The organism is Sphingobium anseongense (assembly GCF_037725245.1).
GTDB lineage: Bacteria > Pseudomonadota > Alphaproteobacteria > Sphingomonadales > Sphingomonadaceae > Sphingobium.
In genome coordinates this window covers 1-23,858 of sequence record NZ_JBBJUL010000019.1, presented here as the reverse complement: position 1 = coordinate 23,858, position 23,858 = coordinate 1, and the positions used below count along the sequence as shown (strand labels likewise).

Here is a 23,858-nt window from a genome sequence, read left to right as displayed (position 1 = left end):
GAGAGCAGTTCGGCGTCGAGGCTGATATCGGCGTTCAGCAGCTTCGACACGGGACATCCCGCCTTGGCCGCGCTGGCCAGTTCCTGAAAGCGCGCATCGTCGGCACCGGGGATTTTGGCCTTGAGCGTCAGCTTGCTGGCGGTGATGGCAAAGCCGCCATCCTTTTCCTCCAGCGTGACCACCGCGCTCGCTTCCATATGGTCGGCAACAAGGCCCGCCTCGCCCAATATCTTGGACAGCGCCATGGTGAAGCAACCCGCATGGGCAGCGCCGATCAGTTCTTCGGGATTGGTGCCGGGAACACCTTCGAACCGCATGGCGAAGCCATATGGGTGACCGTCGAGCGCGCCGCTCTGGGTCGAAATCGCGCCCTGGCCATCCTTCAGGCCGCCGCTCCAGATCGCAGATCCTGTCCGGTTGATTTTCATGTCCGACATCCTTTCGCCAATCTTTGAAGGAACGGGAACCACGCGCATCGCACATGGTTGCATATCTATATCCTATCAGCATGGGAGCATCGACCATGACCGACATCGCAGCAACCCACAGCGCAGCTTCAAGTTCGAGCGATCTGATCGCATCCGATCGCGTCGAGGGCACCGCCGTCTATAATCGACAGGGCGAAAAGCTCGGCCGCATTTCGCATTTCATGGTGGACAAGCGCAGCGGCCAGGCACGCTATGCCGCGCTGTCATTCGGCGGCTTTCTGGGCATGGGGCAGGAACATTATCCGCTGCCCTGGTCGATGCTCGACTATGACGTCGAAAAGGGCGGTTATGTGGTCGAACTCGACAAGGCGGTGCTGGAAAACGCGCCGCGCCACGCAGCCGACCAGCGGCCCGATTTCGACGAGCGCTACGGCCGCAACGTCTATCAATATTACGGGCTGATCTACCCCTGGTGACAGCCGGACAATCGCGGATCGCCCTGCCCAGATTTCGCCACATTTCATCGCTTGAGCTATTGTCTACCGATGTAATAGATTTATTGTCCGATGCAGACATGGACGAGGATCAGCATCATGAACCGATTCGGACATTCAAGTGACGCCCCCCAGCCGGTGGTCCTGACCATACCGGGGCTGAACAACAGCGGTGCGGACCATTGGCAGACGATATGGGAGGAGCGGCGCGGCGATTGCCAGCGTGTGGACCTTGGCAGTTGGGCAAGCCCAAGCCGCAATGCCTGGGTCACTCGGCTCGACGCGGCGATCCGCGAGGTCGATGGACCCGTCATCCTCGCCGCGCACAGCCTGGGCTGCATCGCCGTGGCCTGGTGGGGGGCGCTGCAAAGCCAGGCCTATGGCTGGCCGGTGACCGGCGCATTGCTGGTTGCTCCGCCCGATTGCGACCGCATGGAAACACCTGAAACCATCGGTGGGTTCGGGCCTGTGCCACGCAGTCCCCTGCCCTTCCCCTCCATCCTGGTAGCCAGTCGCAACGACCCCTATATTTTTTACGAACGCGCTCACTCGATCGGCAAGAATTGGGGCAGCCAGTTCGTGGATGCGGGGCATTGCGGCCATATCAACGCCGATTCGGGACTGGGCGACTGGGATCTGGGTCAGGGGTTGCTCGAACGGCTGATCGCTCATGCGCAGGATCAGGCGCAGGCGATGCGGCAGATGCGGCCGGCGCTGGCGCTGCCGCTGGGTGATGCCCGCCTTTCGGCGATGCGTCCTATCCCCTGATCTTTCGCCGGGCGTGCCAAGAGAAACTTGCGCACGCCCCATTTTTGCTTTTTTGTCTATCTTCACAGTTGAGATAAAAGGCGGCACAAGAGGTAGATATGAGCAACCATCGTCCGATCGAATTCATCCGTCATGACGCGCCAGAGCGGAAGGACATCGTCACCAGCATCGACAAGGTGCGCGGCGTACTGGAGCAGTTGCGCTTCGGGTCGATCACGCTGACCGTCCACGACGCGCGGGTGGTCCAGATCGACGTGACGGAAAAGACCCGGCTGGGCGGCTGAGCCAGATATCCACCTTTGGCGGGATGGCCCGCACCTTTTGAGACAATCCGACTTTTGGCATCGACCGGACCACCGGAGGTGCCCCGATACGAACGCCGGACATCCGGACAAATAGGGGTAAAAATTCATGATCGCGCCTTATCTGTTGCTCGCCAGCGTAGCGAGCGCGAGCCTTGCCGCACCCGCCGCATTCGCGCAGGACGATGCCGCACCGGCGGACACCGCCGTCGAACAGCGCGGCGACGTCATCATCGTCACCGCGCGCCGTCGCCAGGAAACCGCGCAGGAAGTGCCGCTGGCAATTTCCGTCATCCGCGGCGACAGCATCGAAGCGACGGGCAATTTCAACGTCGTCAAGCTCCAGCAGCTGGCGCCGACCTTGCAGGTCTATACGTCCAACCCGCGCAACACATCGGTCAACATCCGGGGGCTGGGGGTGCCGTTCGGCCTGACCAGCGACGGGTTCGAACAGGGCGTGGGCATCTATGTCGACGACGTTTACAATTCGCGCGTGGCCGCCGCGACCTTCGACTTCCTCGATGTCGAACAGGTCGAGGTGCTGCGCGGGCCGCAAGGCACGCTGTACGGCAAGAACACCACCGCCGGAGCGATCAACATCACGACCAACCAGCCGACATTCGATTTCGAAGGCCGCGCCGAACTGACCGTCGGCAACCTCAACCTCAAGCAGGCGAAGGCGGCGATTTCGGGTCCGCTGTCTGACACGATCGCCGCGCGCATCGCCGTCGCGTCGACCAGCCGCCGGGGCACGATCTTCAACACGACAACCGACCGCTGGATCAACGAACAGGACAATCTGGGCCTGCGCGGCACGATCCTGTTCAAGCCCAGCGAGGATTTGAGCATCACGCTGTCGGGCGACTACAGCAAGCAGGACCCGGAGGGATATGGCACGCTGTTCGTGCGCACCGGCGCGACGCAGCGCGCGCCCGCCCGCCAGTATGACGCGCTGGTCGCGGCGATCAACGCGGCCAATCCCGGCCGCAACTACGCCGTGCCCAGCCGCAATCCCTATGACCGGCTGACCGACATCGACGCCAGCCTCAATGCCGGCAACAAGATCGGCGGCGCGTCGCTCAAGGTGAACTGGGACCTGGGCGCGGGCAAGTTCACATCCGTCACCGCATGGCGCTTTTGGGACTGGAAGCCGGAAAACGACCGCGACTTCACGGGCCTTTCGATCGTTTCCAGGTCACAAAACCCATCCCAGCAAGACCAGTATAGCCAGGAATTTCGCTACAGCCAGGAAGGCGAGACGATCGATTTCGTGGTTGGCCTGTTCGGGTTCAAGCAACGGATCGACACGCAAGGCACCGAGCAGCAGGGCGCCGACGCCAGCCGCTGGAGCCTGACCGGCGCCCTGGCGGGCGATCCCGCCGTCCTTGAAGGGCTGACCGCCAGCAACACCCAATGGCTCAAAAGCACCAGCGCCGCGCTGTTCGGCCAGCTGAGCTGGAAAGTCACCGACGCCCTGACCATCCAGCCGGGCGCGCGTGTCAATTATGACAAGAAATCGGGCTATTATCAGCGCGTCGTGACAAATGGCGCGGGCCAGGCCATCAACTGCACCCCGACGCCGGCAGCCGGATCGATCCTGGCCGCGCAGTGCGGCATATACCAGCCGCAGATCAGCGCGCCATCCGACAGCGCCTGGAACTTCACCTATGATTTCAACGTCAATTACAAGCTGGCGCGCGACGTCCTCGCCTATGCGACCTATGCCAAAAGCTTCAAGACGCTGGGCATCAACCAGAACGGCCTGCCGCTCAACGCCGACAACAGCGTGAATTACGATGCCGGCACGGTGAAGCCCGAATCGGTCAATCATTTCGAGATCGGGCTTAAGACCCAGTTCTGGAACCGCAGGGCGACCTTCAACCTCACCGCTTTCCGCACCGACATCAAGAATTTCCAGGCGACGGTAAATGGCGGCCAGTTCGGCACGGTGCGCGGCTACCTCGCCAATGCGGACAAGGTGCGCACGCAGGGTATCGAGGCGGACCTCAAGATCGCGCCGAGCGAGCGCTTGAGCGGCTATGCCAACGCCGCCTATACCGACGCCAAATACAAGAAATTCACCAACGCGCCCTGCCCCCCCGAACTGTCCGGCGGCACGTTGCAACCGGCTGGCGCAACGCCCGATTATTCCAATGCCGGCATTCCCAACACGCTCAGCCCCCGAGCCTGCGACATTTCCGGCCAAAGCCTGCCCGGCGTGTCGAAATGGGCCTTCTCCTATGGCGCGGAAGGCAATTTGCCGGTCACATTGCTGGACAAGGAAGGCCAGGTTTACCTGGGCGTCGACGGCAATTACCGCTCGCGCTGGAATTCGAATGCATCGCCTTCGATATATACCAATGTGAAGGGCTATGCGCTGACCAACGTCCGCGCCGGGTTCCGGGGCGAAGGCTTCGATGTGTTCGGATGGGTCCGCAATGTCTTCGACGTGAACTATCTGGAACTGTTGCAGGTCGCGCCGGGCAATACCGGCCTGATCGCCGGCCAGCCGGGCGATCCGCAGACCTGGGGCGGAACGATCAAAATCTCGTTCTGACAGCAACCCGTCCGGCGGAAGCGGCCTGCGCCAGGGCCGCTTCCGCCGCCGTGGCATTTGCGCGGCCAGACGGGCTGGGGTAGAGCGTCGCCCATGTCCACGACCTTCACCATCGACACCGCGACCAGCCGCGCCAACCCCACCCCCGCGCCGATGAAGCGCGTGACAGTGCCGATGATCCAGGCGCGCAAGGCATCGGGCATGACGGCAGAGCCGCTGGTCATGCTGACGGCCTATACCGCGCGGCAGGCGCAATTGCTCGATCCGCATTGCGACATGCTGCTCGTCGGCGATTCGCTGGGGCAGGTGATCTATGGCCTGCCGTCGACGCTGGCCGTCACGCTCGACATGATGTGCGCGCATGGCGCGGCGGTGGTGCGCGGCAGCTATCACAGCCTGGTCATCGTCGACATGCCGTTCGGCAGCTATGAAGCATCGCCGCAAGCCGCGTTCGCCAGCGCCAGCCGCATCATGGCGCAAACCGGCTGCGCCGCGGTCAAGCTGGAAGGCGGCGAAGCGATGGCCCCCACCATCGCCTTCCTCAGCCAGCGCGGCATACCGGTGATGGCGCATATCGGCCTGACGCCTCAGGCGGTCAACGCGCTGGGCGGCTATGGCGCGCGCGGCAAGAGCCAGGCCGAACACGCCAAGATCATGAGCGACGCGCGCGCGGTCGCTGATGCAGGCGCGTTCGCGATGGTGCTGGAGGGCGTGATGGAAGGGCTGGCGGACGCACTGACCGCCAGCGTCGACGTGCCGGTGATCGGCATCGGCGCATCGGCGCGCTGCGACGGGCAGGTGCTGGTGACCGAAGACATGCTGGGCATGTTCGAGCGGGTGCCGCGCTTCGTCAAACGCTATGAGGCGATCGCGCAGACCATCGACGGCGCGGCCGCCGCCTATGCCGCCGATGTGCGTTCACGCGCCTTTCCCACCGACGATCAGGTCTATCGTCCCAAAAAGTGATTTGCGCGGAGGCTTCGCGCAGCTAAAGATCGCGCCTTCCGGCGTTTGCCGGTTCCATTTTCGGAGAATATCGTGGCCCTGACGCCGCAAAATAGCGAAGCTTTCATGCGCGAAGTCGACGAAGCGGTTCGGCAGGACCAGCTGTTGACCTTCTGGCAACGCTATGGCCGCTGGATCGTGGGGCTGATCGTCGTGGCGCTGATCGCGTTCGGCGGCTGGCTTTACTGGCAGCATCACACCCGCACCCGGTCGCAAGCGGTGTCGGAGCAGATGGCGAAGATTCTGGACAGCGCCGCCGGCGGCAGTCCCGACGCCAGGGCGCTCGATGCGCTGACCAAAGCCGATCAGCCCGGTTTCGCCGCCTCCGCCCAATTGGTGAAGGCGGGCATCGCCGCGCGCAGCGGCGATGGCAAGGCCGCCATCCCGCTGTACCGCGCAATGGCGAGCGACGAGGCGCTGGACGCACCCTATCGGGAACTGGCGCTGGTGCGCCAGACCGCGCTCGAATTCGACAGTCTCAAGCCGCGGGAGATCGTCGATCGGCTCAAGCCGCTGGCGGTCGAGGGCAGCCCCTGGTTCGGCAGCGCCGGCGAGATGGTGGCGATAGCCTATATGAAAATGCGCAGGCCCGACCTTGCCGGGCCGGTCTTTGCCGCCATGGCCAAGGACAAGGGGGTGCCCGCGACAATCCGTTCACGCGCCCGACAGATGGCAGGACTATTGGGGATCGACGCGGTCGAAACGCCCGTTGAACCAGGACAGGGATAAGCGGGCATGACGATAAGCGGAACCACTGGGGGCAGGATGACGATAACAGGATCGATGCGACGCGCGGTGACCGCAGTGGCCATGGTGGGGCTGCTCGCCGGTTGCGGTATCATCGGCGGCAAGAAGGGCGGCCCCAAGACCCCGGTGGTGGGCAATCGCGTTTCCATCCTGTCGTCGGAGCAGGGCGTCGAGGTCGATCCGGCGATCGCCGACGTCGCCGTCACCCTGCCCGAACAATATGCCAATGATCAATGGTCGCAGCCCGGCGGCGATCCGTCCAAGGCGATGGGCCATCTCGCCTTGAGCGCATCGCCCGCCACCGCCTGGAGCGCTTCGATCGAGGGCAGCAAGCCGCAGGCGCGCCTGGCCGCCGCCCCGGTCGTCGTCGGCGGCAAATTGTTCGTGATCGACGCGGGCGCGAAGGTCATCGCCTTCGACGCGGCGAGCGGCAGCCGTCTTTGGCAGACGTCCCTGCCCTCCGACGGCAACGGCCGATCATTGTTCGGCGGCGGCGTCAGCGTCGTCGGCGACCGCGTCTTCGCCAGCACCGGCGTCGGCGATGTCGCGGCGCTCAATGTATCAGACGGGGCGATCCTGTGGAAAAAGCGGCCCGGCGGCCCCTTGCGCGGCGCCCCGACGCTCGCCAACGGCCATGTCTATGTGATGAGCCAGGACAATCAGATCTTCGCGCTCAACCAGGCGGATGGCGAAGTCCAATGGTCCGACAGCGGTACATTGCAGGTGACCGGCGTGTTCGGCGTCGCTGCCCCCGCCGCCGCGCAGGGCACGGTGATCGCGGGCTACAGTTCGGGCGAACTGACCGCCTATCGTTACGAAAACGGTCGTACACTGTGGGGCGACGCCCTGTCGCGCACCAGCATTTCCACCGCCGTCGCATCCCTGACGGACATCGACGCGGACCCGGTGATAGATCGCGGGCGCGTATTCGCGATCGGCCAGGGCGGACGCATGGCGTCCTACGAGCTGACCAGCGGACAGCGTTTGTGGGAAATCAACATTGCCGGCATCTCCACCCCCTGGGTGGTCGGCGAATGGGTATTCGTGGTCACCAGCGACGCCCGATTGCTGTGCGTCGCGCGCGCCACGGGCCGCATCCGCTGGATCAGCCAGCTGCGCCGTTGGCAGAACGAGAAAAAGAAGAACAACGCTATCCGTTGGACCGGCCCGGTTCTGGCCGGCGGGCGGCTGATCGTCGTATCGACGCGCGGCCAGATGGTCTATGTCGATCCCACGAGCGGGGCCGTTCAGGCGGACGTCGACATGGACAAGTCCATGTCGCTGTCTCCGGTGGTCGCCAACAACATGCTCTATCTGCTCGCCGACGACGGCAAGCTGACGGCGCTGCGCTAAGGTATCGCGCGGGAAGGAAACGGGCTTAACCTCATGCTGCCCATAATAGCCATTGTCGGGCGGCCCAATGTGGGCAAGTCCACGTTATTCAACCGTCTGGTCGGCAAGAAGCTGGCGCTGGTCGACGACCAGCCCGGCGTCACGCGCGACCGGCGCGAAGGCGAAGCGCATCTGCTCGGCCTCGATTTCACCATCGTCGATACGGCGGGATATGAGGATGAAGACCCCCAGTCCTTGCCGGGCCGGATGCGCATGCAGACGCAGGCGGCGGTCGAAAATTGCGATGCCGCGCTGTTCATGATCGACGCGCGCGCCGGCATCACGCCGCTGGACGAGGAAATCGCGCGCTGGCTGCGCCAGAACGATACGCCCGTCGTGCTGGTGGCCAACAAGGCCGAAGGCAAGGCCGGCGACGATGGCGTCATGGAATCCTTCAGCCTGGGGCTGGGCGAACCCATCCCCTTTTCGGCCGAACATGGCCAGGGCATGGCCGACCTGTTCCAGGCGCTGTTGCCGCATGTCGAGCGCGAGGAATTCACCCACGAGAAGGAATTTTACGAGGATGACGAGAGCGCGCCGCTCAAGCTCGCCATCGTCGGCAGGCCCAATGCGGGCAAATCCACGCTCATCAACCGCCTGCTGGGCGAAAACCGGCTGCTGACCGGCCCCGAAGCCGGCATCACCCGCGACAGCATCGCGGTCGACTGGATGTGGACCAGCGACGATGGGCTGGAACGGCCCGTCCGGCTGATAGACACGGCCGGCATGCGCAAACATGCCAAGGTGCAGGACAAGCTGGAAAAACTGGCGGTCAGCGACGGCCTGAACGCCGTCAATTTCGCCGAAGTGGTGGTGCTGCTGCTCGATTCGACGCGCGGGTTGGAGGCGCAGGACCTGCGCATCGCCGACAAGGTGCTTCAGGAAGGCCGCGCGCTCGTCGTCGGGCTGAACAAATGGGATACGGTCGAACATGGCTCGGCCCTGTATCAGGGCATCAAGCAGGCGCTGTTCGACGGTCTGGCACAAATTCGCGGCGTGCCGATCATGACCGTGTCCGGGGCGACCGGAAAGGGGCTGAACGACCTGATCCGGGTCGCCTTCGAAACGCGCTCGGCCTGGTCCATGCGGGTGTCGACCGGCGTTCTCAACCGCTGGTTCGAAAGCGCGCTGGAAGCCAATCCGCCGCCGGCGCCCGGTGGCAAGCGGATCAAGCTGCGCTACATCACCCAAGCCAAGACCCGCCCCCCCGGCTTCATCCTGTTCGGCACGCGACTGGATGACCTGCCCGAAAGCTATCGCCGCTACCTGGTCAACGGCATCCGCAAGGAACTGGGCTTTGGCGCGGTGCCGGTACGGCTGACCTTGCGCAGCGCCAAGAACCCCTTTGACACATGAACCCCATCGGATCGACGCCAGAGGCATGAAATGTCCCTGGCCCGCGCTGCGGGTCGCCCGCGCGATGCGCAGCCACGCCGCCGTCGCTATCGTGGCCGACGATCCGGTCGCGGAACGGGAGTTGCGCGCTCTTGCCGACCAGCATGGCTGGACCTTCGCCGTGCGCGGCGAAGCGACCTATCTGCTCGGCAGGAGCGATTGATTGCGCCATTGCGGATATGTCGCGCGCGCGGCTTAACGCCCTGTTTACTCGCCCTGCCCTATTGCCTGATCGATGTGGCAGGGAGTTTGAGGTGTCATACAGGGATACCGATCTGGTAAACGGTGCCGAATTCTCGCGCATGCGCGGCGAACTGGGCTCCGAATTCTTGCGAATTCTCGGCTATTTCCGGGAAGATGGCGACAAGGCGATCACCGCCATCGAACAGGCGTTTCGCGCCCGGTCGGCGGCGGCGCTGGTCATCCCCGCGCACACCTTGAAAGGCGAATCGGCACAGTTCGGCGCCCACCGCCTCAGCGTGATGGCCGAGGATATCGAAAAGGTCGCGCGCCGCTGTGTCGAATTTCACGAAAGTCCCGAAGAACTGATCGAAGTGGTGGTGGCCCTGCGCCCCTGCTTCACCGAAACGATGGCGCTGCTCGATCGCGAAGCCAATCCGCTGGTCACCCGGCGACCCGTATCTTTTGGCCGCCGTGTCGACGCTCGCCCGCAAGGTTTCGGCCGCGCGATCTGACCCCAAGGAAACAATGATATTATTTTGGTAGTGGATTAAAACCGATTATCATCCCATATCAGGGTCATGACTCGCTACTCCATACTCGACTTTGCGCCCGTCCTTGAGGGCAGCGACGTATCCGCAGCCCTCGCCCGCACCGCCGACCTTGGCGCTTATGCAGAATCGCTGGGCTATCATCGCTACTGGACGGCCGAACATCACGGCATGCCCGGTATCGCATCGGCTGCGGTGTCGATAGTGCTGGCGCATGTGGGCCATGCAACCTCTTCCATTCGGCTGGGCGCGGGGGGCATCATGTTGCCCAACCATGCACCGCTCGCCATCGCCGAACAGTTCGGAACACTCGACGCGCTGTTTCCCGGACGCATCGACCTGGGCCTGGGCAGAGCGCCCGGATCCGACCAGCGGGTGGCGCAGGCGCTGCGCCGGACGCTGACCGGGGGGCCGGACCAGTTTCCCCAGGACGTCATGGAATTGCAGGCCTATTTCGCCGGCGATCCGCGATTGGGCTTCACCGCGACCCCCGGCGCGGGTGCGGACGTGGCGTTGTGGATATTGGGGTCTAGCCTTTACGGCGCGCAGCTCGCTGCGGCGCTGGGCCTGCCCTATGCCTTCGCGTCGCATTTCGCGCCCGATGCGCTGGATCAGGCCCTGGCCATATATCGCCGGGATTTCCGTCCTTCGGCACAATTGGACAAGCCATATGTGATGGCCGGTTACAATGTGGTCGCGGCGGACACGCGCGAGGAAGCGGTGCTGATCGCCAGTTCGATGCAGCAAACCTTCGTCAAGATGCGTACCGGCGGCGCCGGCGGTCCCCTTCCCCGGCCCATCCCCGGCTATGTCGATTCATTGCCGCCGCAGTTGAAGGCGATGCTCGACAATGTGCTGAACGCCAGCAGCATTGGCACGCGCGAGGATGTCGAGCGTGACCTTGCCGCCTTTGTCGATCGCACCGGCGCGGATGAAATCGTGATCGCTGCCCAAATTCACGATTTCGAGGCGCGCAAGCGCAGCTTCGCCATCGCATTGGAAGCGGCCCGCGTTTCGGCCTGATCCGCCGCTCCCAGTCGCCCGCCGCTGAGCCAGTCGGTTAGGGCGGGCGCGACGCGACGAAGCCCCTGCACGATCGCCACGACAGCAGCCAGCATCAGCAGGGGCTGGGCGATCAGGTAGAGCGGATAGAGCGGCGAGCCGAGCGGCCCGGTCAGCGCGCCGATCAGCGGCCCGCCCAGCCAGATCAGGATCAGGTGCGCACAAAACAGGAAGAAGGCGTAAGGTTCGAACCACCGCAGCAGCGAGCCGAACCTGGTAGGCACCAGCGCCCAGGCCAGCCGCCACATGAACAGCGCCGCGGCAAAGCGCGCGCACAGATCGACCGTTGCCCCCAGTTGCGGCGCAATGCCCGGATGCAAGGCGATGGCCAGTCGGGTCGGCATCAGCACCGCATAGGGAAGCGATGCCAGCAGCAGCGGCACCGCGACGATGCGATCGGCCAGATCGGTGCGCCGCGCCACCATGCCGATCAGAAAGAAGCAGAGAATGGACGCCCGCATCAACAGCGGCGGGCCCAGGCCGAAGATATGCGCCGCGCCCGCGACTGCGCCGACCGTCAGCAGCGTCCAGGAAGGCAGGCGCACGAACAGCGGCGCTGCCACCATGCACAGGAACAGGTCGCGCAGGAACGGCATCTGGACGTTGATGTCGGGATTGCGCGACAGGATGAGCATCTCCTGCGCCAGCCAGCCCCAGCTTTGCGGGATGGGCGCGGCGAGCAGTCCGGCCCAGGCGACTCCCGAGACCAGCAGGATGGCGATGGCGTTCCAGATCAGCATCGGCGCCAGAACGGTGCGCGCCTTGCGACGGACATGATCGCTCCAGTTGCGTGTCCGCGTCGATCCGGCGACCAGCCAGCCCGACAACATGCCCAGCAGCGGGACAGCGCTTCGGCCCATGGCCTCCATCAGCACCCAGCGCAGCGTTTCCTGAGGCGTACCGCGCAGTCGTTCAAGCGCCTCGCCATTGAGGCCCGTCCACGCATGGACGTAGACGACACCCAATATGCAAAGAACGCGGGCAATGGCGATGGCGCCGGACCGGCGGACAGTATCGGTTGGCGTCGGGACGATCAATCAGGCAATCCGCTGTCGTTTCGAGGACCAATGGCCAATGCGCGAATGCCAAAGCTGTTCCGCCACCTGGGCGTGCATCATAATCGGGTCCACTTTGGCGCATGACGCAACCGGCTCTTAACCATCGGCCCGGCAAAAAGGCAAATCGAAAGCCTATCTTTACCTTCCCCCTTTAAGACAGGGAGACGCACACCGGTTTTCGATGCGCGGACAAGGATTTGCAAGGGCCGATGACCCAGATGCCGGGCGCCGCACAATTCAACACTGTAGCGCCCAACCCCCATGCGCGGCTCGGCTTGCCCATGGGAATGGTTTTCCAGATCGCCGGTTCATCGTCCAAGGTCATTATCGACGCGGTGCGCCAGCAGGAACTGGCGACCAGCGCGGACGATTGCATCGCGATGGCGGGGCAGGTCGGCAGCCAGGTCAAGATGCGCGTCGGCAACAGCTGGCTGATCGCCAGCATCCGCAGCATGGCGCTCGACCGCGACCATCCCACCAGCGTCATCGCCGATGTCGATTTCCTGGGCGAAGGCGACGAGGAAAAGCTGACCGGCCGCATCTATCGTTTTCGCCGTGGCGTCACTCGCTATCCGACGCCGGGAACCGAACTCTATCCGGTGTCCAGCGTGGACATGCAGCAGATATATGCCGCCGATGATCGGCCGCATGTGCAGATCGGCATGGTCTATCCCACCAGCGACACGCGCGCGGCACTGTATGTCGATTCGATGCTGGGCAAGCATTTCGCGCTGCTGGGATCGACCGGCACCGGAAAATCGACCAGCGCCGCATTGATCCTGCACCGCATTTGCGACCTGTCGCCGCAGGGTCATATCGTGATGATCGATCCCCATGGTGAATATGGCGCCGCCTTTGCCCGCAACGGCGCGATGTTCGACATCAACAATCTGGCCCTGCCCTACTGGCTGATGAATTTCGAGGAACATTGCGAGGTGTTCGTAACCTCCGAAGGATCGGAGCGGACGCAGGATTGCGACATATTGGCCAAATGCCTGCTGGCGGCACGATCGAAGAACCGGCTCGCCGAACAGGTCGGCAGGCTGACGGTCGATTCCCCCATCCCCTACCTGTTGTCGGACCTGACCAACATCCTGCAAAACGAAATGGGCAAGCTCGACAAGGGCACGGGATCGCTGCCCTATATGCGGCTCAAGTCCAAGATCGACGAGATCAAGACCGACCCGCGCTACAGCTTCATGTTTTCCGGCATGCTGGTCGCGGATTCGATGCAGGAGTTTCTGAGCAAGATTTTTCGCCTCCCGTCGGACGGCAAGCCGATCTCGATCATCGACGTGTCGGCGATGCCGTCGGAAATCACATCGACCGTGGTGTCGGTGCTGTCGCGGCTGGTGTTCGATTATGCCATCTGGTCGCGCAACGAACCGCAACGCCCGATCCTGCTCGTCTGCGAAGAAGCGCATCGCTATATCCCCAGCAGCACCGTCGGGTCAGGCCAGGCGGTGCGCAAGATATTGGAGCGGATCGCCAAGGAAGGCCGCAAATATGGCGTATCATTGGGTTTGATTACCCAGCGCCCGTCCGATCTGGCCGAAGGCGTGCTGTCGCAATGCGGCACGATCATCGCCATGCGCCTCAACAACGACCGCGATCAGGCGTTCGTCAAGGCGGCGATGCCCGAAGGCGCGCGCGGATTTCTGGATTCGATCCCCGCGCTGCGCAACCGCGAATGCATCATCTGCGGCGAGGGCGTCGCGGTGCCGATCCGCGTCGCGCTTGACACGCTGGAAGAAAGCCGGCGCCCGGCATCGAGCGATCCGAGCTTTAGCCAAATGTGGCGTCAGTCAGGCGGCGAGAGCGACATACTCGACCGCACCATCACGCGCTGGCGCAATCAGGGGCGGTAAGGGTCGTCGGCGCGGCACGACCGCGCCTGGCAAGCGAACCGATATCAACCGATGGGCCGGATGCGGCCGGCCGGATCGGACTCGGCATTGGTCGCTTCCCGGCATTGTTCCGCATTGGGCGGGACCAGCAGTTTCGCCCTGCGCCAGCCGCCATGCAGATAGAGCGCCATCGCGAGCAGCAGAGTGGTCGCCGACCCGGCAGGAAAGCTCAGCCACAGCCCGTCGGCCCCGATCATGGCGTAGGTCGCCTCGTAGAAGCCCAGGCGTACCCCGAACAGCGATATGACCAGAATCAGCAGCGGGCCATAGACCACGCCGTTCGCCCGCATCACCGCGAAGAAGATCATCGCGCAGCCGAACATCAGGAAGCTCCAGGTGACGATGTGCTGCATGTGCCGGGCCTGCTCGATCGCCGGACTGCCATCGCCCAGGAACAGCGCCAGCAACGGCCGGTCGAACAACAGCATCAGCGCCACCATCACGCCCGTGACGGCCAACAACAGCACATGGCCGCTGCCCGCGATCCTGCTGACCCGGTCCCACCGCCCCGCCCCTATATTCTGCGCCGCCATCGCGCTCACCGCGCTGCCGATCGCCATGGCGGGCATCTGGAGATAGGTCCACAGTTGCTGTGCCGCGCCATAGGCTGCGGTGATCATCAGCCCTTCGCGATTGACCAGGCCGATCATCACCAGCCCGGACATGGACATGATGATCATCTGAAACCCCATGGGCAGGCCCTTGACGATCAGGATCCGCATCTGGTCGGCGGCGGGTTTCAGATAGCCCAGTTCCGCGCCCCGCAACCGCAATGGCAGGTCCTTGCGATAGATATAGACGAGCAGCCCGGTCAGGCTGATCACCCCGGCCGCCGCCGTCGCCGCCGCCGATCCGCCGATGCCCATCGCCGGGATCGGACCCAGGCCCAGGATCAGCACCGGATTGAGGATGATGTCGACGCCGACGCTGACGAACATGAAGATCAGCGGCGTGCGCGCATCGCCGGCGGCGCGCAGTCCCATCATCACCATGACGCCGATCAGCGTCGCGGGCATCGCGATGAAGATGACCCGCAAATAGATGAGCGCGGGTTCGAACGCTTCGGCCGGGGTCGCCAGCAGGCGGAGCAGCGCGGGCGCGCACAGCCATCCGGCCAGAGCCACCGCCAGGCTCAACAAAAAGCAAAAGCCGACCGCGGACCCGAAGCTGCGCCGTGCGGCGTCCAGATTGCGGGCGCCCATCGCCTGCGCCACCACCACCGTCGCCGCCATGCCGAAACCGAACACGACCGAGAACATCAGGAACATGATGATGTTGGCGTTGGCGGTCGCCGCCAGTGCGCGTTCGCCCAGAAAACGCCCGACCCAGATGGCGTTGATCGACCCGTTGAGCGACTGGATGATATTCGACGCCAGCGTGGGGATGGCGAAGACCAGCAGCGTGCGCCCGATCGGTCCCTGCGTCAGGTCGCCTCTTGCGCTCTCCCGCTGTCGATCATCGCCCGTCCCACCCATGACCGCCCCCCTTGCCCTGAAAGCCGATCAGGCCAGACGATCCAGAGCGGCCTTGATCCTTTGCGCCTCGGCGGTCTTTTCGCCATGGTCCTCGCGCGCCTTGGCGATCGCTTCGGGCTTGGCTTTCTCGACGAAGGCGGGATTGGACAAGCGGTTGCCGAGCGAGTCACGCTCCTTTTCCGCTGCGGCCAGCGCCTTGGCAAGTCGCGCCTTTTCCGCGGCGATGTCGATCAGGCCTTCGAGCGGCAGGACGAAGGTGGCCTCATCCACCACCAGTTGCGCCGCACCGCCTTCGGGCGCGGCATCGAATGACAGCGCTTCGATCCGCCCCAGCCGGCCAAGCGCCGCGCTCTGGCGCGCGATACGAGCCTGCGTCACTGCGCCAGCATCGCGCACGAACGCCTTCATCTTCGCGCCGGGCGGGACATTGAGTTCGGTCCGCGCGGTGCGGACAGCGGACACGAGGCGGATCAGCCAGTCGATTTCGGCGGCGGCCGCGCCATCGCCGCTGGCCGAGACCTGCGGCCATTGCGCGACAATCAATGCGTTGGCGCGGTCGCCAGTCAGGTGCCACAATTCTTCGGTGATGAAGGGCATGAAGGGGTGGAGCATCACCAGAATCTGGTCGAATGCCCAGCCGGCGACCGCACGCGTTTCTTCGTCCATCGCGCCCTTGGTCAATTCGATATACCAGTCGCAAAACTGGTCCCAGACGAAATGATAGATGGCGTTGGCGGCCGCATCGAAACGCAGCTCCGCGATGGCGGTATCGAGCGCCTGCACCGTCGCGGCGACCTGCCCCACGATCCATTGATTGACCGGCAGCGTGGCGGCGGGCGCGTCGATGCTGGTCGATGCCGTGACCCCGTTCGCCTGAAGGAAACGCGCGGCGTTCCACAGCTTGGTCGCGAAGTTGCGATAGCCCTCGACCCGCTTCTCATCCATCTTCACGTCGCGGCCCTGGCTTTCCATCGCCGCCATGAAGAAGCGCAACGCATCCGCCCCGAACCTGTCGATCAGGCCCAGCGGATCGACGACATTGCCCTTGGACTTGGACATTTTCTGCCCGTCCGCCGCTCGGACGAGGCCGTGGAGATAGAGTTTGCGCCACGGCACGTCGCCCATGAACTCCTGTCCCATCATCGCCATCCGCGCATCCCAGAAGAACAGGATGTCGAACCCGGAAATCAGCAGATCGTTGGGATAGTGGCGCGACACCAAATCCTCCCCGGCACGGGGAGGGGGACCGCCAGCTTGCTGGTGGTGGGGGGGGGCGGCGTCTGAACGAGAGTTGGCGTCGAGACGCCCCCCCCCTCCGTCAGCGCTCCGCGCCGCCACCTCCCCGTCCCGGGGAGGAGTTGGCCAGCCCAGCGTCCCGAACGGCCACAGCGCCGAGGAGAACCAGGTGTCGAGGACGTCGGGGTCACGCCAGATATACGCCGGCTCTCCAGCCTCTGACTGATGCCCGGCAAGCGCGGCTATCATGGCTTCTCCGGGATCAGCCACAGTGACAATTGCGCGACCATAATGGTCTAAAGCCAGTTGCTCTGCTGCCTCTTGCGTTTCTGCGACGAAAGATGGTCCCTCACCCGACATATCATAGCTGAGCTTGCCTTCATCAGTAACTGAAGGTCCAAACCAAGCCGGAATCCGATGCCCCCACCACAATTGGCGGCTCACACACCATGGCTGGATATTCTCCATCCAGTTGAAGAAGGTCTTTTCCCACGTCTTGGGGACGATCTCGATCCGCCCGTCGCGCACGGCCTGCATCGGCGGGACGGCCAGCTTGGCGGCGTCGACATACCATTGGTCGGTCAGCCAGGGTTCGATCACCACGCCGGAGCGGTCCCCGAACGGCGTCTGGATGACCCGCGGCTCGAAGTCGGCAACGACTGCCTCGCCTTCCTTGTTCTTGGTGACATGCGGCACCAGGAACCCCTGTGCCTTCATCTCGGCGACCACGGCCCCGCGCGCATCGAAACGGTCCATCCCGATGAAGCGAGCCGGCACCAGACCGTCCGCCGTCTGCACCACTTTCGCATCCGCATCGAACATGTTGAGCATCGCGCCCGCCGCGATGCCCGCGCGCTTGCCAACCTCGAAATCGTTGAAGTCATGCCCCGGCGTGATCTTGACCGCGCCCGACCCCAGTTCCGGGTCGGCATAATCGTCGCCGACGATCCGCAAGCGCCGCCCGGTGATCGGCTGCAATATCTCCTTGCCGATCACGCTCCGATAGCGCGGATCATCGGGATGGACCGCGACCGCCATGTCCGCCAGCATCGTTTCGGGCCGCGTCGTCGCGACCACGATATGATCGGTGCCGTCGGCCAGGCGAACGCCACCGGCCAGCGGATATGTGAAGCGCCAGAAGCCGCCCTGCGTCTCCTTCGTCTCCACCTCCAGATCGGAAATGGCGGAGCGGAAATGCGGGTCCCAGTTGACGAGGCGCTTGTCGCGATAGAGCAGGCCGCGCTGGTGCAGTTCGACGAATACCTTGACCACGGCCTTGCTGAAATGCGGGTCCATGGTGAATTGTTCGCGGCTCCAGTCCATCGAACAGCCCAGCCGCCGCAGCTGGCCGGTGATGGTGCCGCCGCTTTCGTGCTTCCACTCCCACACCTTGGCGACAAACTCGTCGCGCGTATAATCGGTGCGCTTTTCGCCTTTCGCGTTCATCTGCCGCTCGACCACCATCTGGGTCGCAATGCCCGCATGGTCGGTGCCGACCACCCACAAGGCGTCCTTGCCGCGCAGCCGTTCATAGCGGATCATGATGTCCTGCAACGTATTATCGAGCGCATGGCCGATATGCAGGCTGCCCGTCACATTGGGCGGCGGATTGACGATGGTATAGGGCTGCGCGTCGGGCCGTTCGGGGCGGAACAGGCCGTTACCTTCCCAATGGGCGTACCAGCGGGCTTCGATTTCGGCGGGGTCGAATGTCTTGGGCAGGTCGGTCATGGGGAAGCCCATAGTGCCGCCCCGCCTGCCATTCCAGCGCTTTTACGCGGCGCTTCTACACAGTGGTCACCGCCCGGCAGTGATGCGCGCAATTTCCTTGGCGACCATTTCCTCGACCATGGCCGGCAGGCGCGCGTCGAGCCATTCCTTGAGCATCGGCCGCAGCAGCGACCGGACAAGGCCGTCGAGCGTATTGTCCTCGCCATCCCTGGGAGCGACGAGCATCGAAGACAGGGTCGACAGCGATTGGCGCGCGGCGATTTCGCTTTCGACCGACAGGATCGACGACGCTTGCGGAGCCGACGGTGCGGCCGGCTCGCGCGGGGTGCGGGGGGATTTAGGAGCGGCAGCCACGGGTTCGTCTTCCACAATTTCCTGGGTCAGTTCCAGCACTTCCTCGATCTCCGGGTCGATGACCGGGGTTTCGACTGGTGAGGGCACGGGGATTTCCGTCGGCGCGGTGGCTTCGGCACGGGTACGGCGTGGCGCGGGCTGGATCGCTTCCTCGCCTTCCTCGGCGATGATGCGCTTGATGGACGACAAAATCTCTTCCATCGAGGGTTCCTTGCTCATGTCACCCATTGCAGTGCGCCGCCCCCGCTGACCGTTCCGCCACCATGGTTAACGGGCAGCCTGTTCATCAACATTGGCGTTTTGCGCTGGCGAGTCAACGGTGCGCGTCGCGACCGGCACTGGCGCGGCATCGAAGTCCCAGTCGAACCACTTGCCCTTCACCCGATCATAATTGGCGATGGGATCATATAGCACGCCGCTTTCGAGCCCCAGATCGTCAGCCTCCGCATGCCCCATGGCGGCGAGCAGCGAGAAGCCCGCGACATAGGCGTTCCGCCGCGCCGACACCAATTCGACGCGCGCGATCAGCGATTCCTGTTCGGCGTTCAGAATGTCCAGGATCGTCCGGCTGCCGACAGAATTTTCGGCGCGCACGCCTTCGAGCGACAGCGCGGTCGCGTCGACCGCCTTCTGGCTCGAAGCGATGGTCTGGAGCGATGCCTGCCAGCTGGCATAGGCGGCGCGGGCCTGGGCGATGACGCCGCGCTCTGTCTCGATCTCCTGCTCCATCGCCTGGGATTCGAGCGCCTGGCTCTGGCGCACCTGCGCGGCGGGGCGACCGCCCTGGTATAAAGGCACGGTTACCGTCGCACCGACGGCAACCTGCTTGTTGGGCGTGATGTCGCTGTCGAAATAATTGGTATAGCTGCTTTGGGTAAAGCCGCTCAGCGTCGGCAACACGCCCGCCTTGGCGACGCGGACGTCGTAGCGCGCCGCTTCCCGCGATTTCCTGGCCGCCAATATGTCAGGATTGTCGGCCAGCGCCACCTGAACCGCCGCTTCGGGCGACGCCGGCAGGCCCGGCAGCGGCGGCGGCGGCGCCAGGTCGTCGGGCGCATTGCCCACCAGCGCGATATAATTTTCGCGGCTCGCGATCAGATTGGCCTGGGCCGTCTGCAAATCCGACCGGGCAAGTTCCAGCCGCGATTCCGACTGGGCGATGTCGGTGCGGGTCAGGTCGCCGACCTCGAACCGGTCGTTGGTCGCCTGAAGGTTGACGTCAAGCACCCGCACATTGGCGGCGTTGAGCGCGACGATCGCGCTGTCGCGGATAACATCCATATAGGCTGCGACCACTTGCGAAAAAATGCTGGCTTCGGTGCCACGCAGATTGGCGCGGCCAGCCTCCACCCGGATCTTGGCGGCCTTCACCCCGTTACGGACGGCACCGCCCGAATAGATCGGCACGTCGATGCTTGCGCTGGCATTGGCGGAGCGATGCGGCGCGAGGAAGCTGTTCGACGGCCGGACGATCAGTTCCTGGAACTGGCCGCTGGCCCCAACGCTGGGCCGGCCTTCGGCCTTGCGGATCGGGACGTTTTCATCGGTGGCGCGCAGTCCGGCGCGCGTACCGGTGAGCGTGGGATTGGTCCGGTAGGCCTTGAGCAGCGCTTCCTGCAGCGTGTCGGCATGTGCGGACATTGGCAGGAGGATGATCAATGACAGCAAGGCTGTTGCCGCGCGATGCGGAGAAGATGGTCGCTTTGCTGTCATGAACCCCGTCTCAAAAAACAAACCGCTCCGGCTTGGAGAAGCCCGGAAGCACCACCATCTCGATGTCGGCAAGGCTGGCCAGCCCGAACGTACCGCCTGCCTTTCGGCCAGTGCACAGCCGGGTGACTCCGCGCTCGACGATACCGGTGGCGATCCGTCCGCCTTCTCCAAGCTGGTCAACGAGCGCAGCGGGAAGGTCCGCTATCGCGCCATCGACCAACAATATATCATAGGGCGCGCCGGCGGCGGCTCCGGCGGCAAGCAGTCCGCGCACCTGCGTCACGCCCGGCTGATCCCCAGCGCACGGCCCGGCTTCCTCCTCGACAGCGGTAACCACCGCACCCATCGCCGACAGCAGCGCGGCGGCATAGCCGGTGGCGGCGCCGATCAGCAGCACCTTCTCGCCCGGCTGGATACGCAGCTCGCTGAGCAGCCGGCCGGTGGCGAGGGGCGGATTGAGCGCGCGGCCATCTCCCAACGGCACCGAACGATCGACATAAGCCATGGCGCGACGCTCGGCCGGCACGAACCGTTCGCGCGGCACCTGCGCCATCGCCGCGATGACCCGCTGGTCATCGACATCGCTGGTGCGAAGCTGGCTTTCGACCATGGCGGCGCGCATCGAAGAAAAATTTTGCTCAGTCACGACATTCCTCGCTGAGGACATTGGCTTGGCACGACTGTATTGACAAAGCAATACAGTAAAGCGTTCGAGAAGCTCTAAATCACCGGTCCGGCAACGCCAAGCGGATTTGCGCGAAGCGGCGAGGGATTCTTGCAGGACGCGGCCAGGGATGCTTGACTTTACAGGTAAAGCCGCACATTTGCGGCCTCCCACGACAACGGTTGGCCCGATGGCGGAGTGGTTACGCAGAGGACTGCAAATCCTTGCACGCCGGTTCGATTCCGGCTCGGGCCTCCACATAATTTCCCTAACAGTTTTAAATTGTTAGAGAAATTGCTACTCTTCCAAAAGCGTTCCCTCATTCGCACCCACATTCGCTTGCGGATTTGAGCGGGCCTCGGCGAACGGCAGCGGTTGAGCATCAGCGGAGGGGTGTCCTATTCTACCCGCTCCGGCAACGGAGCCTGATCCATCATCTTGCCGCCAGTCGGCTGATGATTCGACTCTCATCCGGTCGAAGCATAGTATTCCCCGATGGGTACGAAGCGGTTCATTGCATCGATCGTCATACTAAGCGGATTGGCCGCCTCGCCCGTCCTGTTAGCCCATGGCGGAGGCCTCAATGCCGAAGGCTGTCATAACGACCGAAAGAACGGCGGTTACCACTGCCACCGCGCGCAGCAGCAGCAGCCCAGATCACCACCCTCGCCAGGCGGGTCGCGGGGCGCATTTGCGAATTGCAGCGCAGCCAGGGCGGTGGGTGCCGCGCCAGTACGTGAAGGCGATCCCGGCTATGGCCGGCACCTTGATCGTGATGGTGACTGGATCGGCTGCGAATAGCGATCCTTGATCAATGAGCCTCGCTGCTGTTGATCATCGCGTCCATGCGCCGGGCAATTCCCTTCCATAGCTCAACACCCAGCATGTCCCCCTCGACCACCAGTTCGCCGATCCGCTCCGCGACCTTCACGGGCGCAGCGTCGCCGTGCCGCTTCATCAACATGTTGACCGCCCCCCACATTATCTGATCGTCGCTGAGGTTCATGCCGGCTCGATCTTCTCGACAGCCAGGAAGTCGAAGCCATCGCGGACACCTTGGACGCGAACGCGGCAACCGAGCAGGTGTCGATACCGAGCCGTGATGTCCAATCGCTATTCGCCGCCGCCTGCCTCCCGCAGCGTGGGGTAAGGACCATCGCCCAGCAGTATTCCGGTCAGATCGTGGCGCGTTCCGCGTGGCATGGCGAGCAGGATATGGGAAAGTTGGCTGGGGACAATAGGGACGTTAGGGACAATAGGTGTTCTAAATGCGCCCCACAACTGGTGACCAGGCTCGGTAGGAGCGAACCCAATGTCCACTAGAGCATCCTTCCAACTGTGAATTATGTTGCGAAATGCGCGGCGCTGCTCTTAGCTACTGTTAAGCAAAGGGGATTACGGTGAAAAAGGAACAAACGCCAAGACCGGACATCTATATCGGCTTGGTCGGCGCAGCCGGATCGGATTTGGAAAGCGTGAAACTTCAACTGCGAGCGCAACTCGCTGCGCTAGATTACGCATATGAGGAAATAAAATTAAGCCGCATTATAGGTGAATTTTGTCGGGTTGAAACAAGCGGCACGAGCGAAGACAAACGTATCGAAGCGCTGATGAATGCTGGAGACCAAATACGTCGCGAACGCGGCCAAGGCGACGGTGTGATCTGCCTTGCTGCTGCCGAAATTCGGCGCATACGCAAAGGAACAAAAAATGAAACCCCTGAAACGCTGGGGGCTACTGGATTTATCATAGATTCGTTGAAGAACCCGGATGAGGTGCGCACATTGCGACGCGTGTATGGGCGCAATTTTCTCCTTATTTCAGTATATTGCCCAAAAACAGACCGAATCTCTAAACTCGCTAAGAGGATTTCAGCCAGTCAAAATACGACCACTCGACAAGAGCATTTTAAAGCAGCGAAACATGTAATTGAAGAGGATGAGCGCCGGGATGCGACAGATTTATCGCAAGATGTACAGGCGACCTTCCCATTAGCAGACCTTTTCGTCAGTCATGAAGAAAGCACAGAGGTTCAGATTAAAAGGTTTATCGAGTTAGCTTTTGGCGAACCCTTTTCAACTCCGACGCTAGCTGAGTATCTGATGTTTGTTGCTAAAGCGTCCGCACTGCGATCGTGCGACCTCTCGCGCCAGGTTGGTGCTGTAATCGCGGAAAAATCTGGAGCGATTATCTCATCGGGATGCAACGATGTACCGTATCCTGGCGGCGGCATTTTCTTTGAAGGAAGAGAGGGCGCGAAGGACAATCGTGATCATACGGTCGAATATGATCCGAATGCATCAGAAATTCAGAATACGATCAGAGAGGTGGTCAAGGCATTTCGACAGGCTAAACTTTTAGATTTAGAGACCGCAAGCCGGACAGATGATGAATTAGCGGCCGCACTCGTACATGGAGAGTGGAAGCCTCACCTAGGCGACGCCCGAGTACGCAATCTGATCGAGTTTGGCAGGGTCGTTCACGCCGAAATGAATGCGCTGGCTGAAGCTGCAAGGTTCGGCCGCGCGACACAGGATGCGACCCTCTATTGCACCACCTTTCCATGCCACATTTGCGCACGGCACATCATCGCCGCAGGAATTTCAAAGGTCGTGTTTATAGAGCCTTATCCGAAAAGCATGACGCAAACGCTATATGGCGGCGAAATCCGCACCGATGATAGCCCAGGCACACTACCAACCACCGTCGAATTTAAGCCATTCACCGGAGTGGCCCCCCGACTATATCAACGTGTGTTTGAATACCGACCTAGGAAAAATCGAGCGGGGAATATCGTTCATTGGAACCGTAACGCGGCTATCCCTATTGATGGCGTCTT

General features: G+C 63.0%; 23 protein-coding genes and 1 tRNA gene. 15 read left to right on the top strand and 9 right to left on the bottom strand.

What is annotated here, in order from left to right; translation table 11 throughout:
* Window positions 1–428 (bottom strand): OsmC family protein (locus WG908_RS16145; RefSeq protein WP_340187536.1); only part of this gene is annotated, 428 nt, incomplete at its 3' end.
* 95 nt (window positions 429–523) lie between these two features.
* Here WG908_RS16145 and WG908_RS16140 point away from each other — a divergent pair.
* The 11 genes from WG908_RS16140 to WG908_RS16090 all read left to right on the top strand — a co-directional run bounded on the left by WG908_RS16140 (window position 524) and on the right by WG908_RS16090 (window position 10,842).
* Window positions 524–904 (top strand): PRC-barrel domain-containing protein, encoded by a 381-nt coding sequence (locus WG908_RS16140; RefSeq protein WP_340187535.1) that lies wholly within the window; start codon window positions 524–526, stop codon window positions 902–904.
* A 117-nt stretch (window positions 905–1,021) separates the two neighbouring features.
* Window positions 1,022–1,690 (top strand): RBBP9/YdeN family alpha/beta hydrolase, encoded by a 669-nt coding sequence (locus WG908_RS16135; protein ID WP_340187534.1) that lies wholly within the window; start codon window positions 1,022–1,024, stop codon window positions 1,688–1,690.
* 98 nt (window positions 1,691–1,788) lie between these two features.
* The gene (locus tag WG908_RS16130; protein WP_340187533.1) at window positions 1,789–1,974 is read left to right on the top strand and encodes a YezD family protein; all 186 of its coding nucleotides are present in this window, start codon (window positions 1,789–1,791) and stop codon (window positions 1,972–1,974) included.
* 127 nt (window positions 1,975–2,101) lie between these two features.
* Window positions 2,102–4,549 (top strand): TonB-dependent receptor, encoded by a 2,448-nt coding sequence (locus WG908_RS16125; RefSeq protein WP_340187532.1) that lies wholly within the window; start codon window positions 2,102–2,104, stop codon window positions 4,547–4,549.
* 93 nt (window positions 4,550–4,642) lie between these two features.
* Window positions 4,643–5,515, top strand: a complete 873-nt coding sequence (gene panB / locus WG908_RS16120; protein ID WP_340187531.1) for a 3-methyl-2-oxobutanoate hydroxymethyltransferase — start codon at window positions 4,643–4,645, stop codon at window positions 5,513–5,515.
* Between the two features lie 72 nt (window positions 5,516–5,587).
* Window positions 5,588–6,283, top strand: a complete 696-nt coding sequence (locus tag WG908_RS16115; RefSeq protein ID WP_340187530.1) for a tetratricopeptide repeat protein — start codon at window positions 5,588–5,590, stop codon at window positions 6,281–6,283.
* 54 nt (window positions 6,284–6,337) lie between these two features.
* Complete coding sequence (locus tag WG908_RS16110; RefSeq protein ID WP_340187538.1) at window positions 6,338–7,654, top strand: BamB-related PQQ repeat family beta-propellar protein; 1,317 nt, start codon at window positions 6,338–6,340, stop codon at window positions 7,652–7,654.
* 33 nt (window positions 7,655–7,687) lie between these two features.
* Window positions 7,688–9,049 carry a ribosome biogenesis GTPase Der gene (gene der, locus WG908_RS16105; protein ID WP_340187529.1) on the top strand — a complete coding sequence of 454 codons (1,362 nt, stop codon included), beginning with the start codon at window positions 7,688–7,690 and terminating at the stop codon, window positions 9,047–9,049.
* A complete protein-coding gene (locus WG908_RS16100) occupies window positions 9,039–9,251 on the top strand; it encodes a sulfurtransferase TusA family protein (RefSeq protein WP_340187528.1) in 213 nt (70 codons plus the stop codon). Before der ends, WG908_RS16100 begins: the two co-directional genes overlap by 11 nt.
* Before the next feature lie 139 nt (window positions 9,252–9,390).
* Window positions 9,391–9,783, top strand: coding sequence for an Hpt domain-containing protein (locus WG908_RS16095; RefSeq protein WP_445326740.1), 393 nt, complete (start codon window positions 9,391–9,393; stop codon window positions 9,781–9,783).
* Between the two features lie 66 nt (window positions 9,784–9,849).
* Complete coding sequence (locus WG908_RS16090) at window positions 9,850–10,842, top strand: LLM class flavin-dependent oxidoreductase (RefSeq protein ID WP_340187526.1); 993 nt, start codon at window positions 9,850–9,852, stop codon at window positions 10,840–10,842.
* Here the strand turns inward: WG908_RS16090 and WG908_RS16085 are convergent.
* Window positions 10,776–11,918, bottom strand: coding sequence for an acyltransferase family protein (locus WG908_RS16085; protein ID WP_340187525.1), 1,143 nt, complete (start codon window positions 11,916–11,918; stop codon window positions 10,776–10,778). The genes WG908_RS16090 and WG908_RS16085 overlap by 67 nt on opposite strands.
* A gap of 230 nt (window positions 11,919–12,148) precedes the next feature.
* Between WG908_RS16085 and WG908_RS16080 the strand changes: the two genes are divergently transcribed.
* A complete protein-coding gene (locus tag WG908_RS16080; protein WP_445326739.1) occupies window positions 12,149–13,807 on the top strand; it encodes an ATP-binding protein in 1,659 nt (552 codons plus the stop codon).
* A 44-nt stretch (window positions 13,808–13,851) separates the two neighbouring features.
* On the opposite strand, the gene WG908_RS16075 is transcribed toward WG908_RS16080, so the two are convergent.
* The 5 genes from WG908_RS16075 to WG908_RS16055 all read right to left on the bottom strand — a co-directional run bounded on the left by WG908_RS16075 (window position 13,852) and on the right by WG908_RS16055 (window position 21,001).
* Entirely contained in the window at window positions 13,852–15,321 is a 1,470-nt protein-coding gene (locus tag WG908_RS16075) for an MATE family efflux transporter (RefSeq protein WP_340187524.1), read from the bottom strand.
* Between the two features lie 27 nt (window positions 15,322–15,348).
* Window positions 15,349–18,288 (bottom strand): valine--tRNA ligase, encoded by a 2,940-nt coding sequence (locus tag WG908_RS16070; RefSeq protein ID WP_340187523.1) that lies wholly within the window; start codon window positions 18,286–18,288, stop codon window positions 15,349–15,351.
* A 66-nt stretch (window positions 18,289–18,354) separates the two neighbouring features.
* Window positions 18,355–18,870, bottom strand: coding sequence for a DUF2497 domain-containing protein (locus tag WG908_RS16065; protein ID WP_340187522.1), 516 nt, complete (start codon window positions 18,868–18,870; stop codon window positions 18,355–18,357).
* Window positions 18,871–18,909: 39 nt separating this feature from the next.
* Window positions 18,910–20,355 carry a TolC family outer membrane protein gene (locus WG908_RS16060; RefSeq protein ID WP_445326738.1) on the bottom strand — a complete coding sequence of 482 codons (1,446 nt, stop codon included), beginning with the start codon at window positions 20,353–20,355 and terminating at the stop codon, window positions 18,910–18,912.
* A 10-nt stretch (window positions 20,356–20,365) separates the two neighbouring features.
* The gene (locus tag WG908_RS16055; protein WP_340187520.1) at window positions 20,366–21,001 is read right to left on the bottom strand and encodes a protein-L-isoaspartate O-methyltransferase family protein; all 636 of its coding nucleotides are present in this window, start codon (window positions 20,999–21,001) and stop codon (window positions 20,366–20,368) included.
* Between the two features lie 202 nt (window positions 21,002–21,203).
* Here WG908_RS16055 and WG908_RS16050 point away from each other — a divergent pair.
* Window positions 21,204–21,277: transfer RNA gene (locus WG908_RS16050), tRNA-Cys, on the top strand.
* Window positions 21,278–21,514: 237 nt separating this feature from the next.
* A complete protein-coding gene (locus tag WG908_RS16045) occupies window positions 21,515–21,820 on the top strand; it encodes an excalibur calcium-binding domain-containing protein (RefSeq protein ID WP_340187519.1) in 306 nt (101 codons plus the stop codon).
* A gap of 10 nt (window positions 21,821–21,830) precedes the next feature.
* Here WG908_RS16045 and WG908_RS16040 read toward each other — a convergent pair whose 3' ends face one another.
* Together WG908_RS16040 and WG908_RS16035 are read right to left on the bottom strand one after the other, a co-directional pair.
* Entirely contained in the window at window positions 21,831–22,025 is a 195-nt protein-coding gene (locus WG908_RS16040; protein ID WP_340187518.1) for a DUF6961 family protein, read from the bottom strand.
* Window positions 22,022–22,129 carry a DUF5818 domain-containing protein gene (locus tag WG908_RS16035; protein WP_340187517.1) on the bottom strand — a complete coding sequence of 36 codons (108 nt, stop codon included), beginning with the start codon at window positions 22,127–22,129 and terminating at the stop codon, window positions 22,022–22,024. The genes WG908_RS16040 and WG908_RS16035 overlap by 4 nt, the downstream gene beginning before the upstream one ends.
* A gap of 290 nt (window positions 22,130–22,419) precedes the next feature.
* Here WG908_RS16035 and WG908_RS16030 point away from each other — a divergent pair.
* A partial coding sequence (locus tag WG908_RS16030; RefSeq protein WP_340187516.1) for an anti-phage dCTP deaminase occupies window positions 22,420–23,858 on the top strand: 1,439 nt, incomplete at its 3' end.